This is a genomic window from Paraburkholderia sp. J69-1, assembly GCF_905220255.1.
Taxonomy (GTDB): Bacteria; Pseudomonadota; Gammaproteobacteria; order Burkholderiales; family Burkholderiaceae; genus Paraburkholderia.
Map to the genome: position 1 here is coordinate 139599 of NZ_CAJMZG010000024.1, position 15432 is coordinate 155030.

Below are 15432 nucleotides of genomic sequence, written 5' to 3' on the forward strand. Positions count from 1 at the left end.
GGCATGAATGCATCGAATTCCCAAAGCGGTCTACACGAGAGGGTTTCGTGAGAAGGCGGTCAAGCTGGCATTGACTGAAGGTGTCGGCATTTCGGAAGCGGCACGCCGGCTCTCGGTTCCGCTCAAGACATTGGCGAACTCGGTGCGTTCAGCCAAGGCAGGCAAACTGCAGAAGGTCGGTAGGGACCAGAAGCCACTGACCGAACTGGAGACCGAGCTGGCGCGCGTACAGCGAGAACTGGCGGAAGTGAAAATGGAGCGCGATCTGTTAAAAAAGTGCGCGACGTACTTTGCGAGGGAGTCGCGGTGAAGTACGGCGTGATTGAACAGATGCGACGGGATTATCCGGTGCCACCGATGTGCCGGTTGCTAGGTGTTTCGGTCAGCGGTTATTACGCATGGCGCAAACGCACGCCTTCGAAACGGGCACGGCAGGAAGCACGACTGGAAACGGAGGTTCTCGCTGCCCATCAGCGCACACGCGAAAGCTTCGGTCCCGAGCGCCTGTAGAAGCATCTTGAGCAGCACGGTGTTTGTGTGGGCGTACACCGGATAAAACGGTTGCGCAGGAAACTGGGCCTGGGGTGCAGGCAGAAGCGCAAGTTCATGGCAACCACCAATTCGAAGCATGATTTGCCCGTCGCGCCGAACCTGCTGGGCCAGGACTTCTCGGTTGCAGCGCCCGATCAGGCCTGGTGCGGCAATATCACGTACATTGCGACCGACGAGGGCTGGTTGTATCTCGCTGGCCTGAAGGATCTGTACAGCGGCGAAATTGTCGGCTACGCGATGGGCGAGCGAATGACGAAAAATCTGGTCATGCAGGCGCTGTTTCGCGCTGTCTCAATCCGGCGCCCGAAGCCGGGCCTGATTCAGCATACCGACCGCGGCTCGCAATATTGCGCACAGGCATACCAGAAGCTGCTCAGGCACATCGGCATGCGCGCGTCGATGAGTCGCCGCGGAAATTGCTACATACGATAACGCGCCGATCGAATCATTCTGGGGCTCACTCAAGAACGAACTGATCTATCATCACCGCTTCGCAACGCGCGAGCAGGAGGCTCGCCATCGGTGAGTACATCGAAATATTCTACAACCGGCAGCGCACGCAGGCACCTCTGAACTACCTGTCGCCTGCAGCATTTACGCGGCGATTCTATCTGGATCGTACCGCTGCTTAACGCGTTGGCCTCCACTGATCCCGATCGACCTCACGCCAACAATCTTGCGTTTTATGCGACTGGAACTGCGACGACCGCGACGCAACTTGAACTCGTTCTAAACCTGAACGATCCTCACTCGGATTCCGCCGCCATACAGGAACTTCTGTCCGCGTCGAAGGCGCTGAGCATTCGCGCTGGCCAGAGGCTGGGGCAGCCCTGGGCAATGGCCCGGCGCCGCTATCGGCAGATTTTCACATATACGTTAACAAACATTTATAAAACAAATAAAAGTTCGATAAATTATATTATGTTAAATAAAATATGAAATGCTGCGTCGAGCGCCGCGAAAGTACTAACTCCATAGCACAGGAAAACGCTTTTGACGCAGTTCTCTTCGCTGTCGACCATCGTCTTGAGCATGGTCGCTGCGTCACCGCATCATTTGTGACATTGGGCAATTCCGGTCTGGCGTCACTGCACACTTGGATACGAGAACTAGCGCCATCCGACCTTTCGCATCCACAGCAGGATGCTACGCCAGGATCACTGCTAAGCTGCTGAATCGGACTACGATCCCAAGACATCTCTCACAGGTGGATTGAATGCGGGTGCTCCTATTCGAAGATGATCCGATGATCGGCGAGGCGATTGTCGCTGCTCTACGCGATGCGTCCTACGCCGCCGACTGGGTCAAGAACGGGCCAAGCGGACTCACTGCCCTGAGTTGCCACACCTATGATGTCGTGCTGCTCGACCTCGGTTTGCCTGGCAAGGACGGACACGACGTTCTGGCCCAGATCCGCACCGCGAACAATCCCGTGCCTGTCGTCATCATCACGGCGCGGGATGGGCTCAATGATCGATTGCGTGGGCTCGATGGTGGGGCCGACGACTATGTCCTCAAGCCGTTCGAAATGGCAGAACTGCTCGCACGAATACGCGCGGTAGTGCGCCGCAAATCCGGCAACGCGACGCCCACGCTTGGCAACGGCATCGTTTCACTCGATCCTGTCACTCGTGAAGCCTCTGCGCATGGCGGGCCAGCCGTTTTATTGACCGGCCGTGAGTTCGCACTACTGCAGGCGCTCCTGGTGCGCCCAGGAGCGATCCTCTCCCGCGCGGATCTCGAGGACCGAATCTATGGCTGGGGCGAAGAGGTGGAAAGTAATGTCGTTGAATACCTGATCCACGCGCTTCGGCGCAAGCTCGGCAGCGACGTCATCAAAAACGTTCGAGGTAGCGGATGGATGGTCTCAAAAGGATCCTAGGGGAATCGCTACAGGTCAAACTGTCGTCTTATCTGCTTCTGGCGATCCTGCTTGTCGCCAGCATCGCGGGCACATTCTCGTTCATGACGGCCCTCGACGAGGCCCACGAGCTACAGGATGACGTTCTTCGCCAGGTCGCATCATTGGCTGAGGCTGACCCGCTCACGCAGCGTGGTGTGCATGGGCTACAAGGGGGCGAAGACGCCCCCCGGATATTTGTTCAGTCTCCGATAGACAAAGGGTCGCTGCCGATTCCCGTCATGATCGACAACGGCCTCCATACGCTCCAGATGAACGCTAAATCCTATCGTGTGCTAGTCCGCACGATGAGAGACGGATCACGCATCGCGGTGGCTCAAGATGCAGCCTTCCGCGACGAAATTGCGAGAGACGCGGCACTACGAACCATCCTGCCATTGCTTATTCTCGTGCCCATATTGGTATTCACCGTAGTGGTCCTCGTGCGTCGCATGTTTGCGCCGATCACTGCACTCGCCTCTGAAATCGACCTCAGAGCCGAAGAAGAATTGCACGCCATAGAAGCCCAACCACTGCCTCGCGAAGTTCGACCATTCGCCCTCGCCATCAATCGCTTGCTAGAGCGTGTCGACCACGCCATGGCAACCCAGCGTCGATTTATTGCCGATGCTGCCCATGAGCTTCGCTCGCCACTCACGGCCTTGTCGCTCCAGGCTGAACGATTGGCCAACGCAGATATACCAGCCACGGCTCGCGAGCGACTGGGCACATTACGACGCGGCATTGAACGTACTCGCAACCTCCTCGAGCAATTGCTAACGCTTGCGCGGGCTCAGGCGTCTTCCGACACGGACGCCACCCAGGTTTCCGTACAACACGTATTCCGTAGTGTCCTGGAAGATCTCATGCCGCTTGCAGAGGTTCGACGTATCGACCTTGGCATCGATGGCGTTCAGGATGCCACGATCGCTACACGGGAGCATGACTTGTTCGTCATTCTCAAGAATCTCGTCGACAATGCAATTCGCTATTCAGATGCCGGCGGCCTGGTCGACTTGTCGGTCAACAAGACACCCCATTACGTCGAGGTGCGCGTCGTCGACAATGGCCCGGGCATTCCTGAAGCCGAACGGGAACGTGTATTCGCCCCCTTTTATCGCGCGTTAGGCAACGAAGTACCCGGCTCCGGGCTCGGGCTATCGATTGTGCAAACGTTGGTGAAACGGATGAATGCGCAGATCTTTCTGACGCACAGCGACGAAGTCAAGCAGCGAGGCCTCTGCGTCTCTATCCGTTTTCCCGCTCCGGACAAATTACACACGTTGAAGCTGGACGGCAGCTAGCCGATCAACTCAGACCTAAGTTCGCGCCCTAAATAGAAAAATACGTTGGCGTAATTTCCACCGCTAGATAAAGGGACGCAGCAGCCATAGATGGCGCGGAAATCGCATCAAAGATGATGGGCCTAAGTGTCCTAAGTTTCAGATAAGTCTCACGCGGCATTCTGACGGTACTGGAGTTGCACATTCCAGCAATCGTTAAACACTGACTCGCAGAGGCATTCATCATGAAATCGATCTTCAAGACACTGGCCATTACCCTTGCATTGCTGAGCCCGGCACTTGCGTTCGCACAGTCGACAAATGGGCCGGTCACCCGTGCGCAGGTCCGGCATGAACTGGTTCAACTGGAACAGGTTGGCTACAAGCCGTCGGCTAACAGCCTGAACTATCCCGATGACATTCAGGCCGCTGAGGCAAAGGTTGCTGCACAACCCTCGATGACCAAAGCCGTTGATACGGGATACGGTGGCACGTCCATCGGCGCCCAGCAATCCGGCAGCCCGATGACAGGTCACTTTCAGAACACGTTGTACGAACACCATTGATGCCATGTGTGCCGGCATGGTTCAGGAGCGCACCAGCGACGGCGCTGCGCCGTCGCTCGCTGTTTCGCTTTAGATCCGCGCTAAAGCGAATTCACGGATCGCTTCGCAAAGGGACGCAACGGCCTGCTCCGTAACCGCGTTATACAGCGACGCGCGAACGCCCCCTAGTGAGCGATGACCTTCAAGGCCGGTCATATGCCGCTCGCCAGTAAATTCGATGAAGGCGCGATCGAGCCGCTCGTCGCCGAACGAAAACGCCACATTCATACGCGAACGCCACGGCGCTTTTGCGTGAATACGCACGGCATCGCCCAGGCTTTCAAGCGCGCCGTAAATTGCGGCCGATTTCCGCTCGTTAATCGCGCGCATCGATTGCAAACCGCCAATCTCGTCGCGTAACCATCGAGAAACAAGCGTCAGCACGTAAATGGCGAATACGGGCGGCGTGTTGTAGTTCGAGCGATGTTCGATATGCGTGCGATAGTTGAGAATCGCTGGAAGACCGTCTGGAACGCGTTCGAGCAATGAGCGCTTGACCAGCGCAACCGTGACGCCCGAAGGACCGAGATTCTTCTGTGCGTGCGCGTAGATCATTGAATATCGATCGGTATCGATGGGCGCGGAAAGAAAGTCCGAAGACATATCCGCAATCAGCGGTACATTCGACGGGCCTTCCTGTGCGCCGAATTGCAGCCCTTCCACCGTCTCGTTCGAGACGTAATGCAAATACGCTGCACGAGGATCGATATCGAGTTTCGTGAGATCCGGCAATTCGCTATAGCGCGAATGCACGCCGTCCCATGCCACTCCGCATCGATAGACGCGTTGCGCTTCCGCCGTCGCGCGGCGGCTCCAATAGCCTGAACTGACGTATTGCGGCGGCGCCCATGCCTGTCCCGCGAAATTCATCGGGATCGTCGCGAACTGAAGACTGCTACCGCCCTGCATAAAAGCGATTTCGTATTCATCGGAGAGGTCCAGCAAAGCACGCAGATTCTGCGACGCTTCCTCAACCAGCGCCACGAACCACTCCGACCTATGGCTCATGCCCAGGACTGAAATCCCCGTTTCCGGCAACGCCTCGATTGCGCGCTGCGTCTGAAGCAAGACCGATGCGGGTAACGCGCCCGGTCCACCCGAAAAATTAAACTCGTTCCTGCGTGTCGTCATCGTGCTCTCGATTCATTTTTGCCTTGCGCTCGACCATCGCGCAGAACGCGTCGAAAAAGCGCTTCATTCGGGCAGGCTTATAGGGAAAGGCCGTTGGGTCGTCCATATCGTGAACCACCATCGCTGTGGCGATTTCGAAGATCACAAGGCGACCGTCCGGCGTCTCCGCGCAATCGAGTCCGACATAGTCCAGCCCGGTCGACTTCGCGACGGTTGCCAGTGCGTCGCGATGACGGTGCGCGAAATCCACATCGAAGGTCGCCATAAAGCGCGCCTCTTCTTCGCGACGCTGCGGATGCGCGAGCATCTCTTCATAGGGGTAATGCACCATCCAGTGCACGGAAATACCCATGTGCGAGACGTAGGGCACACCGTCGATCAACGCAATGCGGTACTTTCTGAACAGGCCGTCCGCGCTGCGATAATCGATATACGAGGCCACATAAAATTCTTCGCGATCCGACTCGCGCAGGTATTGCGCCAGTTCGTCCATCGTCTGGACGCGCGCGAGGCCTTGCCCAGCGTGAGACCCTACCGGACGAATGATCATTGGAAAGTGCACGCCGGCGACGTCGTTGACACCCTCGGGCTTGTTAATACGCGCAACGAGCACCGCACGCTCGACCCGCACCGTGTTCGCCATGTGAATGCCCGCTTCGGCACCCAGCAGATTCCAGGCAGCGTCACGGGTTGTGCATGGAATCCGATCCGGCCGATTGATGACTGGCGCGTCGGTCCTCTTCAGCAATTCCGCGATGCGCGCCAAGGCCGCACGGTTTCCATCGAGCGCACAGGGACCGACCAGAATGACATCGTGCTCGGGCAAACGGCAATCCGCACAGAGCGCCTCGTCCACAAACAGCACGTCGATCTGAAATCCCGCGTATGCCACGAGGCATTCGAAGGGCGTGTTTGTCATGAGATCGCCCGCTGCCTTGAAAACCAGCAGCTTCACTGGGTCGTGCGAAACAGCCTGGTGAATGCGATATTGGCGCTGCATGCTGATCGCCAGTTTCTGAACAGCCAGCGCCGAAGCACGCTCGAACTTCAATTCGAGCACCCACGCCAATTCCAACAGTGCCTGCGGGTCATCGTGCGTGTGGCTATATTCGATTAACATGGCGCCCAGTTGGGTGAGATCGCCGCCATTCGATGCCAGCCGCAACAATGCCGAAAGACCCAGCGGCTGGTAGGACGTTTCCTGAACCGTTTGAGCGTCACCCATTTCAGCGGGTCTCATCTTTCAACACTCGGGCAAGCATGGGGGCATCGCCGATGTAACCCACTTCCTCCTCAAAAGCCGGAATTGCAAATGGGCGTGGCGATTCGCATTGTCGATCTTGCGCAACGGCTTTCCGTTTGAATTGATTGCAGTCGATCAACACGAATGGATTCGCCTTGCGTGGCAGCTTGTTCAATGTGCGTCCTTCGGTTTGCGGTGCGAATTCGCACCGATTCATCTGACATGAACCGAACGGAACAAAATGCCGAACGGAACGGCACGCAGACTAAGACAAGCCCCCTTATGAAATCCTTAACCCGTAGAAATACATCGAAATATCTTGAGAGTAATATCCTGTAATGAAATTCTCTCGTCAAAGTTCATTGTGATAAATGAAAAATTATTACCTCATGAACAGATTTTCATGAAATTCGTGTGGCGAAAAAATGCCGTCATGTCATGACGCTGCGAGCAAAATTTGATACGTCATCTAATATTCGCTTAAGGAAAGTTGGTACAAAATCGCGCGCGCGAATTTCGCGCGTAAGTTTCCTTAATCGCTAGACATCAGTTCTGAGCATGCGCAGCAAAGCGCAATTGAACCTTGCAACCCGGCTCATTATCGAGGATCTCCACGCTCGCGTCGTGAACGCGCGCAATCGCTGCAACCAGGCTCAAGCCCAATCCGTGTCCCGACGTCGAGTTTTCGAACGCGCGCCCGCGATAGAACAGCCGCAGTACCGCACTGCGCTCTTCCGGCTCGATGCCGGGGCCGTCGTCGGCAACGGTCAGCAACGGTTGCACGCCGTCGAGCCGCACGCTCAGCGCAACCACACCGCCTTCGGGCGTGAACTTCAGCGCGTTGTCGACGAGGTTGTCGATCGCACCGAACAGCAAATCGAAATCGCCATTCACCTGCACGGGCGTCGCCGCGTCCACGCTGAACGCCACGCGGCGATGCTCCGCGAGTGGCTCATAAAGATCAGCGACATCGCGCATTACCGCATCGAGCGCAATCGCACGAAAGCTCGCACGGCGGCTGCCCGATTCGATTTCAGCGATTCTGAGCAACGCGGAAAAGCGGTTGAGCACCACGTCCGCCTGACCGATCGCCACGTCGATCGCCTGCTCGAATGCCGGCGGTGTTTCAGCACGCCGTCGCGCGCGTTCCAGCCCGGCGCGCAGCGACGTCATCGGCGTGCGCAAATCGTGCGCCACGCCCGCGCATACGCTGCGAACCTCGCCCATCAATCGCTCAATCTCGTCGAGCATGGCGTTGACGATGCTCGTGAGCCGGTCGAGATCGTCGTGACTGCCGCGCAGCGGCAAGCGCCGGCTTAGTTTGCCCGCCATGATCTCGCGTGCCGATTCGCCAATTGCAGCGATGCGCCGGTTCGCGTTTCGATTGAGTACAACGCCGCACGCAAGCGCCAGCAAACTCGTTAGCGCAATGCCCGCGAATAGCGTGTCGAGCAGCGTGCGATCGAAGTGGCGCACTTCGTCGATCGAATGCCCCACCACGATTCGCAGGCCGTTCGTGGTCGGAATGATGATGCCGCGATAATGCGCGAGCCTGCTGCGGCCGCCTTCGTTCAGCGTTTCCGTGTAATCGAACGGCTCGCGGTCTTCCTTGTCCGAAAGCGTCGAGACGTTGCCCGCGAGGCGCACGCCATGCGCGTCGAACACGCCATAGGGCCGCGAGGACGCAATATCCCGACGGCTCAGCGCCGCAATCGTTTCGACGGCCTGCGTTCGGCCGATGGCGTGAAATTCAGCGAATTCGCCGCGCAAACGCTCATCGACTTCATGCAGCAGATAAGCGCTCGTGAGCCCATAAAGCAGCGCGAACAATGCAATGGCCGCGCTCAGAAACCCCATCAGCAGCCAGCCCACGCTGCCTGATCTTCCGAGGCGCGCACGTAGCCTGCCGCTAGACCGAAACATGAATGATGTATCCAGAGTTACGCACCGTCACGATCATCGCCGAAAGCCGCCCGTTCATACTAAGCTTGCGGCGCAGATTGCTGATGTGCATGTCGATCACGTTGGTTTGCGTGTTGAAGTGGTAATTCCAGACCGATTCCAGCAGCATCGTGCGCGTGACCACTTCGCCCGCATGACACATCAGGAATTCAAGCAGGCTGTATTCACGCGGCTTGAGCTCGATGAGTTCGCCCGCGCGCCGCACGGTGCGCGTCGCGCGTTCGAGCGTGAGCTCACCTACGCAGAGTGTCTGCGCGTCGCTCACACCGTTGGCCGCGGCCTGGCGACGGCGCAGCAGCGCATTCAGACGCGCCGTGAGTTCGAGCCCGTCGAATGGCTTGACGAGGTAATCGTCGCCGCCCGCGCGCAGACCTCGCACACGCTCGTCCACAGCATCGAGCGCGCTGAGGATCAGCACCGGTGTCTGCTTGCCGATATTGCGCAACGTCGCGAGGATCGAAAGGCCGTCCAGATCCGGGAGCATGCGATCGAGCACGACGGCGTCGAACTCTGCATGCATCGCGCGCAGCAAGCCCTGCAAACCGTTAGGCACGCATTCGACGTCGAAGCCGTAGTCTTCGAGCGCCGAAGCAACTTCGAGCGCGGCGCCCGGATCGTCTTCGACGACCAGGACGCGCGGGTGGCTTGTGCGCGCGGTGTTCATCGCTTGCTCACGGATTCGGGACGTTGCGGCTTGCGCTCGCGCCGGTCCACGCTGAATCGGGCAGCACCGCCGTGCCTTCCTGCGCGACCGCCTGCAACGCGCGCGGCGATAGACCCAACGCGGCGAGCATCGTCGGCGCGACCTGCGTGGTCGAAACCGGCCACGTAACGCGCTGGCCCGCCGCCGCGAGATGCGGATTCGACACCAGCAGCGCCACGCGCGTGTCGTCGTCGTGAAACCCGCCATGCTCGGCGAGCTTACCGTCATGCGCGTCAGCAAAGATCACGCCGTCGCGCGACACGACGACGATATCGGGCGTGCGGTTGTCGTCGCGCGGACTCGGGAAGCGCAGCGCGAGACGCTCGCCGCTGATGACGTCGGCAATCCCGAGCGCCTTCGCGTGAGCGCGTAGCGCGGCGGTCACGTCAGCCGTCGTCTTTGCGTCGCGCAGCCACACCAGCGCGCCGTGATCGACAGTCAACTGCCCAAGCGCGCCAGGCGCAGCGGCCTCGATCGCCTGTTGAAGTTTCGACGCGTCGATCTTCCTGAGGCGTGCGGGATCGACCGGCCCATTGCCGTGTTTCGCGCTGATCACAACGAGCGTGTCGTCGCGCAGATGATTGCGTTCGAGTGCATCAGCGAACGTGTGGAGCAAGCCGTCGACGTGCGCGAGCGCGTCCTCGACGCCGGGCGTGAGCGCGCCATCGGCATCGCGATAGCCATAGAGTTTCTGCGCGACGTTCAGCGACTGCAGATTCAGACCGAACAGGTTCGGCACGGGCGCTGCGGCACTGCCGTCGTGATTGCGGCCGTCGATCTCGTTGACGAGCGCGCGCGCCTTCATGGCGTCGTAGGCTTCGGTGCGCGCGAGCGAACCCGTGATCTTTTGCGCGCGCGCAACACTGGCGGGATCGTCGAGATGCTCGTAGTTCGCGCCGATCTCCGGCAGGAATAGATCGTCGACGCCCTGCCCCGATGGCCCCTCGACCAGTTCGTAAGTCGGATGCTTGTCGATCCACGCGGTGTAGCCGCCCGCCTCGCGTACGGCCTCGAACACTGTGTTCACCCGCAGATACGCATGGGGATAAACCGGCGCGCACGCCTGCTGCGGATCGCGCGGCAGCTTCGCCGGATCGATTTCGTCGTGGCCGTGACTGTCATCCTTGTCGAGCGATTCGTCGTAGCGCACGCGTGTGCCGGTCGCGCGGCAAGCGCCGCCCGGAGCCGCGAGCGAGCGGTCGTAGGTGTCGTCGTAGTACACGCCGGTCGCCGCGGGCGTGCCGCCCGTGACGAGCGCGAGCAGCCCGGGGAACGAGTCGGCGGGCGTGACGGTGCGGGCGTTGGTGTAGTCGACGCCTTGCGCGGCGAATCGCGCCAGCGTGCTCTGTGGATGCGCGGCGACGAAGCGCGCGAGATCGCTCGCATGCAGGCCATCGACGCTCACCAGCAGCACATGATGCACCGGCGCGTGCGCGGGCAAGGAAGGCGCGGCATTGGCGGCGCACACAGTGTTCGTCATCAGCGCCACGGCGGCGCTCAACGCGCCGGTCAGCGCGGTCAGAATTCGGTTCATTCTTGTTCGTCGAGGTTAAAGTTGACCCAGAGTTGTTCGGTCAGGGCTTTGCCGGCGAAGGCAGGCTCGGATTTCGGATAGTCCGCGTCGCGCACGGCGGCGAGCGCAGCGCGATCCAGCAGCGCGACGCCGCTCGACACCACGACGCGCGCCTCGGACACCACCCCATCGCGATACGTGAACGCGACGCGAGTGCGCCCCGCAACGCCCGACATGCGCGCCGACTCCGGGTAATGGAGCGCGGCCTGGATCGCGGCGCGCAACTTGCCCGCGAAGTTCGGACCGGGCCCGGCTGGCGCGGCAGCCGTGGCGGGCTGTACGGGTGCGTGCGTGACGGGCGCGGGTTCGGCGGCTGTGGGCGCGGGCGCTGGAGCCGGTGCTGGTGCGGCCGCTGGCGTCTTCTCGGGCGGCGGCGTCGCATGTACTACGCGATGCACCGGCTCTACGGGCTTCGGCTTCACCAAAGGTTTCTCTGCGGGCTTCACCACGGGCTTCGTCACCGCAGGCGGAGAAGGCACAGGCGCAGCCACGCTAGCAAGCGAGAGCATCGTCGGCTTGCGTTCGGGCGGCAGCGGCGGCGCGCTGCGATGCGCGAGCACAGCCCACACACCGGCCATCAACGCGGCCTCCACGCACAGCGCCATCGCAGCGGCGCCCGCCAGGCGCAGCCGCCCGGACGACACGCGCGGCATCGGAATCATCGGCACGGTCGCCATGTCACTTCGCCACCGGCTGCGCCGCGAGCGCGACCTGCGTGACGCCCGCCGCGCGGCAAGCATCCATCGCTGCCACCAGGTATTGCAGGCGCGCCCCGCTCGCGCCCGCGATCGTCACGGCCATGTGTGCGGCATCCGGCTGTGCGGCCAGTTGCGCCGTGAGTTGCGCGGGCGTTAGCGTGTGGCCGTCGACGGACAGCACGCCGTCGTCGGTGAGCGTGACGGTGAGCTTCGGCGGCGGCAACGACTGCGCGGTCGAGCTCGACGGCAGCTTCGTGGCGAGTCCGGCATTCGGAATCATGTGCAGCGTGATCATGATGAAAAACACCAGCAGGAAGAACATGATGTCGATCATCGGAATGATCTCGATACGCGCCTTGCGCGCTTCGAAGTACTTCATGTCACCCTCCTTGCGTCGCGAGCGATGCAAGGCCGCTCGCATGCTCGCGCGGCTCGGACAGCGGCTCCATCGCGCAACCGCACAGGCGATTAACGAGTGAAATCTTGAGCGTGTCGAGCTGATGCGCGGCGAGACGCACGCGGTTATGCAGGCCGTTGAAGAACAGCAGGCCGATCATCGCGACGAACAGGCCCGACGCCGTAGCCACCAGCGCCTCAGCGACGCCTGCTGTCACCTGCGTTGACGCGTTGCCCGGATTCGACAGCACCTGGAACGCGTGGAACATGCCGACGATCGTGCCGAACAGACCGAGCAACGGCGCGAGCGTGACGATGGTGTCGAGCACCCACAGTAAGCGGTCGAGGCGCGGCGCTTCGCGCATGACCGTTTCCTCCAGCATGGCTTCGACCTTCTCGCGGCTGCGCTCGCCGCTCATGCGCGCGGCCAGCGACAGCACGCGCCCGGCCGGCAGATCGCGATGACGCAAAGCCAGCGTGGCGAGCGCGCTTGCATCGACGTGATCGAGCCGGTCGAGTTGCGCCTGCGCGACGTGGCCGCTCGCGTGAAGCCGGCTGAGAAACCAGCCGCGTTCGAGGATGACCGTCAAGGCGACGAACAACATGATGGCGATGACGTACAGAACGCCACCCGAATCGCTCGCGTAATGCATCATGGTATCGACAGACATGGAAAGAAGCTCCGGTAAAAATCAGAAGTCAGTGGAAACGGTCGCGAACACCGCGCGCCCGGGAATCGTCCAGTAAAGCGGCGTGTTGTCCTGCGCGGTGTAGCCCGCGAGGCCGTCGATGCTCGTCCGGTTGAAGAGGTTGTCGATTTCGAGGCCGATGCGCGTATTGCGCATCCACGTCGTCGGCGATTTGATCGTGTAGGCGGCGGCCAGATTGGTGACCATGAAACCGCCAATCGGCTGCTGGTTGCCTGTGTCGCCGTATTGATGGCCGACGAACTTCGAAATGAGCGAGCCGTGCACCGGGCCGCGGTCGTAGATCACGCCAAGCGCGGCGGTCTGGCTTGGCGCATTGGGCATCCAGTCGCCAGTGCTCTTCTGCTTCGCGGAATTGAACGTGAGGTTGCCGTAGAGGCTGAAGCCGTAGCCCGCGTAGAACGTGGCCTCGGTTTCGAAGCCCTTGTACACGGCGCCGCCCGCGTTCGAGAAGACGGTGTTGCCGCCCACGGTCGTGCTCGTTACCGCGTTGCGGAAGTTGATGTAGTAGAGATCGGCGGAGACGGTGAGACGGTCCGTTTTGTAGGTCGTACCGAGCTGGTAGTTGTCCGTCTGTTCCGGCGACGGCTGGCCCGACACCGAAGCGTTCGGCACGTAGAACACATTCAGGTTCGGGGCGAGAAAACCCTGCGCGTATTGCAGGTAGGCGCTCCAGTGCGGATCGATCTGCTCGTGCAGCGTGAGCGACGGCAGCACCTTCGTCCACGTATGGCTGAAATCAGCGGCCTCGCCGGACTTCTGATTCAGTGGCGAATTCAGGCTGCGGCTGAACGAAACGAACTTTACGCCCGGCGTGAGCGTGAGACCGTACGGCAACTTCCACGCATACTGCACATAGGGCTCGAACGTGAGGAACGTATCGTTCATCGTGTAATTCAGTTGCTGGAGCGCGAAATTGAGCGTGTCGTCCACGTTCATGTTGTCGCGGAAATTCGATTGGTGCGTGATCCAGCCGCCCAGTTTCAACGTGCCCGGGCCGAGTTCCTTCTCCGCGCTGAATGTGTCGCCGAAGGCGCGATAGTTATTCGCCATCTGCGTACCCGGCACGTTGTCGGTGCCGAAGCTCGTGCCATTCGGCGTCTCGCCGTTCGGGTCCATGCCGCTAAAGCCGTCGTGGTAATAGCCGTAGGTGTAAAGCTTGTTATCGAGCCTCCAGCCGCCCAGCACGGTCTGCAAGCCGATGTACTCGAAGTCCGTGTTGATGCGGTCGAAGTTGTATCCCGAGTAGGCCTGGCTCGTGGGATCGCCATTGAGTGCAAACGAAGAACCGTACCGGCGGATCTGCGCCGCCGTCGCACCAACCGAGGTGTTCTGGAAAATCTTGTTGTAGTCGGCGTACAGCGTCAGCAACGTATCGTTGCCAAGCGGCTTTTCGAGCTTGAAGAAGACGTTGTCGCGACGCTGGCCCACATTATCGAGCGCACCATCGCTGCTCGAATGCGTGTAGCCGACCACAACGCGCGCGTCGCCCCACTTTTCCAGGTCGCCCGTGTTGAGCGTTGCGCCCGTCACCCACGTATTCCAGCTGCCGTACGAGCCGAGCACCGAAAACGCAGGCGTGAGCGATGGCTCGATCGACGACACAGCCACCGTGCCGCCGAAGGTCGCGAAGCCAATTTGCGAGGCGTCGCCAGGGCCGCGATCGACCGCAATGCCGCCGATATTCTGAGCGGTAAAGAAGGAGGTGGAATGGTGCGTGAAATCATTCGAATCGCCGAACGGAATTCCATCGAATGTCACGTTGTACTGGCCGTCCTGGAAGCCGCGAATCGAGAGGCTTTGCGTCTCCATCAGACCAGGTCCGTTCGGATTGACGCTCGAAACGCTCGGCGCAATCTGCAGGATGTCGCTGTAATTCGATGTCGGCGCCGTGCTGTTCTGAATGTAATTCTTGTTGATAATCGATTTCGGCTCTGATGCCGCGAGCGATCCTTGCGTGGGCGCCTGCGCGGGCGCGGTTTGCGCTTTCGTCGACGTGGCGGCCCCGGTCGAGTCCGAGGTGGCCGTGCTTTGCACGGTGCCAAGATCGCCGCTCGACTGCGCAAAGGCTGCGGGCGCAGCCGCTGTAAACATTGACGCCAACATGAGTTGGGCGATCGGCCTTCTGCGAAGCCGCATCTGAACCTGCTTCATCCTTAGGTATCCTTTGCTTTTGATTGACGATCTGCGTGGGCAACGCCGCCATACTAGAGGCAAGGGATTAATTGGCCGTGATGCGAAACTTACGAAGTTAAGCGGCGCGTCCTGATTCAAAACCGGCGGACGCGAGTACGGACGCGGAACAACGTGAAATGAGGGATTGCCGCGGCATCGTGCGACAAACGAGGCGAAGGAAAATGAACATTCACGCGCCGGACGCACTTTTTTTCGGGTGCATCAGGCGCGTGATGATGGTGCGAACATGCGCAGACGGAGCGAACCGTTGCGCAATACGCTTACTGGCTCAGCGGCTTACCGCTTGCATCCTTGATTTTCAGCTTCCATTGCTGCTCGATTTCGCTCACAACCGATTGCGGCAGCGAGATGTAATCGAGGCTGTCAGCAGCCGGCGTGCCATTCTTGAAGGCCCAGTCGAAGAACTTGAGCGTTTCCTTGCCTTGATCCGGCTTGTCCTGTGCCGTGTGCAGCAGCACGAACGTGGCGCCAACGACCGGCCAG

The 15432-nt window shown here is 60.2% G+C and carries 16 protein-coding genes and 1 pseudogene; 6 read left to right on the top strand and 11 right to left on the bottom strand.

Going from position 1 to position 15432, the window contains the following annotated elements; all coding sequences use genetic code 11:
* Positions 1 to 7 precede the first annotated feature (7 nt).
* The 6 genes from U5A67_RS33495 (at position 8) to U5A67_RS33520 (ending at position 4301) form a co-directional block, all read left to right on the top strand.
* On the top strand, positions 8 to 310 hold the full coding sequence (locus U5A67_RS33495) for a transposase (RefSeq protein ID WP_321817702.1): 303 nt from the start codon (positions 8 to 10) through the stop codon (positions 308 to 310).
* Between the two features lie 251 nt (positions 311 to 561).
* Positions 562 to 984 (top strand): IS3 family transposase, encoded by a 423-nt coding sequence (locus U5A67_RS33500; protein ID WP_321959783.1) that lies wholly within the window; start codon positions 562 to 564, stop codon positions 982 to 984.
* A gap of 50 nt (positions 985 to 1034) precedes the next feature.
* Positions 1035 to 1184, top strand: a complete 150-nt coding sequence (locus U5A67_RS33505) for an IS3 family transposase (protein ID WP_321817728.1) — start codon at positions 1035 to 1037, stop codon at positions 1182 to 1184.
* 584 nt (positions 1185 to 1768) lie between these two features.
* On the top strand, positions 1769 to 2434 hold the full coding sequence (locus U5A67_RS33510; protein ID WP_321817704.1) for a response regulator transcription factor: 666 nt from the start codon (positions 1769 to 1771) through the stop codon (positions 2432 to 2434).
* Positions 2410 to 3756, top strand: coding sequence for a sensor histidine kinase (locus tag U5A67_RS33515; protein ID WP_321817705.1), 1347 nt, complete (start codon positions 2410 to 2412; stop codon positions 3754 to 3756). Before U5A67_RS33510 ends, U5A67_RS33515 begins: the two co-directional genes overlap by 25 nt.
* 224 nt (positions 3757 to 3980) lie before the next feature.
* Positions 3981 to 4301, top strand: coding sequence for a DUF4148 domain-containing protein (locus U5A67_RS33520; protein WP_205983617.1), 321 nt, complete (start codon positions 3981 to 3983; stop codon positions 4299 to 4301).
* 69 nt (positions 4302 to 4370) lie between these two features.
* Here U5A67_RS33520 and serC read toward each other — a convergent pair whose 3' ends face one another.
* The 11 genes and pseudogenes from serC to U5A67_RS33575 all read right to left on the bottom strand — a co-directional run.
* Complete coding sequence (gene serC / locus U5A67_RS33525) at positions 4371 to 5471, bottom strand: 3-phosphoserine/phosphohydroxythreonine transaminase (RefSeq protein WP_321817706.1); 1101 nt, start codon at positions 5469 to 5471, stop codon at positions 4371 to 4373.
* Positions 5446 to 6696 carry a RimK family alpha-L-glutamate ligase gene (locus U5A67_RS33530; RefSeq protein ID WP_321817707.1) on the bottom strand — a complete coding sequence of 417 codons (1251 nt, stop codon included), beginning with the start codon at positions 6694 to 6696 and terminating at the stop codon, positions 5446 to 5448. The genes serC and U5A67_RS33530 overlap by 26 nt, the downstream gene beginning before the upstream one ends.
* 1 nt (position 6697) lies before the next feature.
* Positions 6698 to 6889: a hypothetical protein gene (locus U5A67_RS33535; protein WP_321817708.1), complete on the bottom strand. Its 192-nt coding sequence runs from the start codon at positions 6887 to 6889 to the stop codon at positions 6698 to 6700.
* Between the two features lie 371 nt (positions 6890 to 7260).
* The gene (locus tag U5A67_RS33540) at positions 7261 to 8637 is read right to left on the bottom strand and encodes a sensor histidine kinase (RefSeq protein ID WP_321817709.1); all 1377 of its coding nucleotides are present in this window, start codon (positions 8635 to 8637) and stop codon (positions 7261 to 7263) included.
* The gene (locus U5A67_RS33545; protein ID WP_321817710.1) at positions 8624 to 9340 is read right to left on the bottom strand and encodes a response regulator transcription factor; all 717 of its coding nucleotides are present in this window, start codon (positions 9338 to 9340) and stop codon (positions 8624 to 8626) included. Before U5A67_RS33545 ends, U5A67_RS33540 begins: the two co-directional genes overlap by 14 nt.
* A 7-nt stretch (positions 9341 to 9347) precedes the next feature.
* Positions 9348 to 10913 (bottom strand): alkaline phosphatase family protein, encoded by a 1566-nt coding sequence (locus tag U5A67_RS33550; protein WP_321817711.1) that lies wholly within the window; start codon positions 10911 to 10913, stop codon positions 9348 to 9350.
* Positions 10910 to 11629: a TonB family protein gene (locus U5A67_RS33555; protein ID WP_321817712.1), complete on the bottom strand. Its 720-nt coding sequence runs from the start codon at positions 11627 to 11629 to the stop codon at positions 10910 to 10912. Before U5A67_RS33555 ends, U5A67_RS33550 begins: the two co-directional genes overlap by 4 nt.
* A 1-nt stretch (position 11630) precedes the next feature.
* Positions 11631 to 12029, bottom strand: a complete 399-nt coding sequence (locus U5A67_RS33560; RefSeq protein ID WP_321817713.1) for a biopolymer transporter ExbD — start codon at positions 12027 to 12029, stop codon at positions 11631 to 11633.
* 1 nt (position 12030) lies between these two features.
* On the bottom strand, positions 12031 to 12717 hold the full coding sequence (locus tag U5A67_RS33565; protein WP_321817714.1) for a MotA/TolQ/ExbB proton channel family protein: 687 nt from the start codon (positions 12715 to 12717) through the stop codon (positions 12031 to 12033).
* A gap of 21 nt (positions 12718 to 12738) precedes the next feature.
* Complete coding sequence (locus tag U5A67_RS33570) at positions 12739 to 14847, bottom strand: TonB-dependent receptor (RefSeq protein WP_321817715.1); 2109 nt, start codon at positions 14845 to 14847, stop codon at positions 12739 to 12741.
* 362 nt (positions 14848 to 15209) lie between these two features.
* A pseudogene (locus U5A67_RS33575) lies at positions 15210 to 15432 on the bottom strand (phosphate ABC transporter substrate-binding protein PstS); the annotation flags it as partial.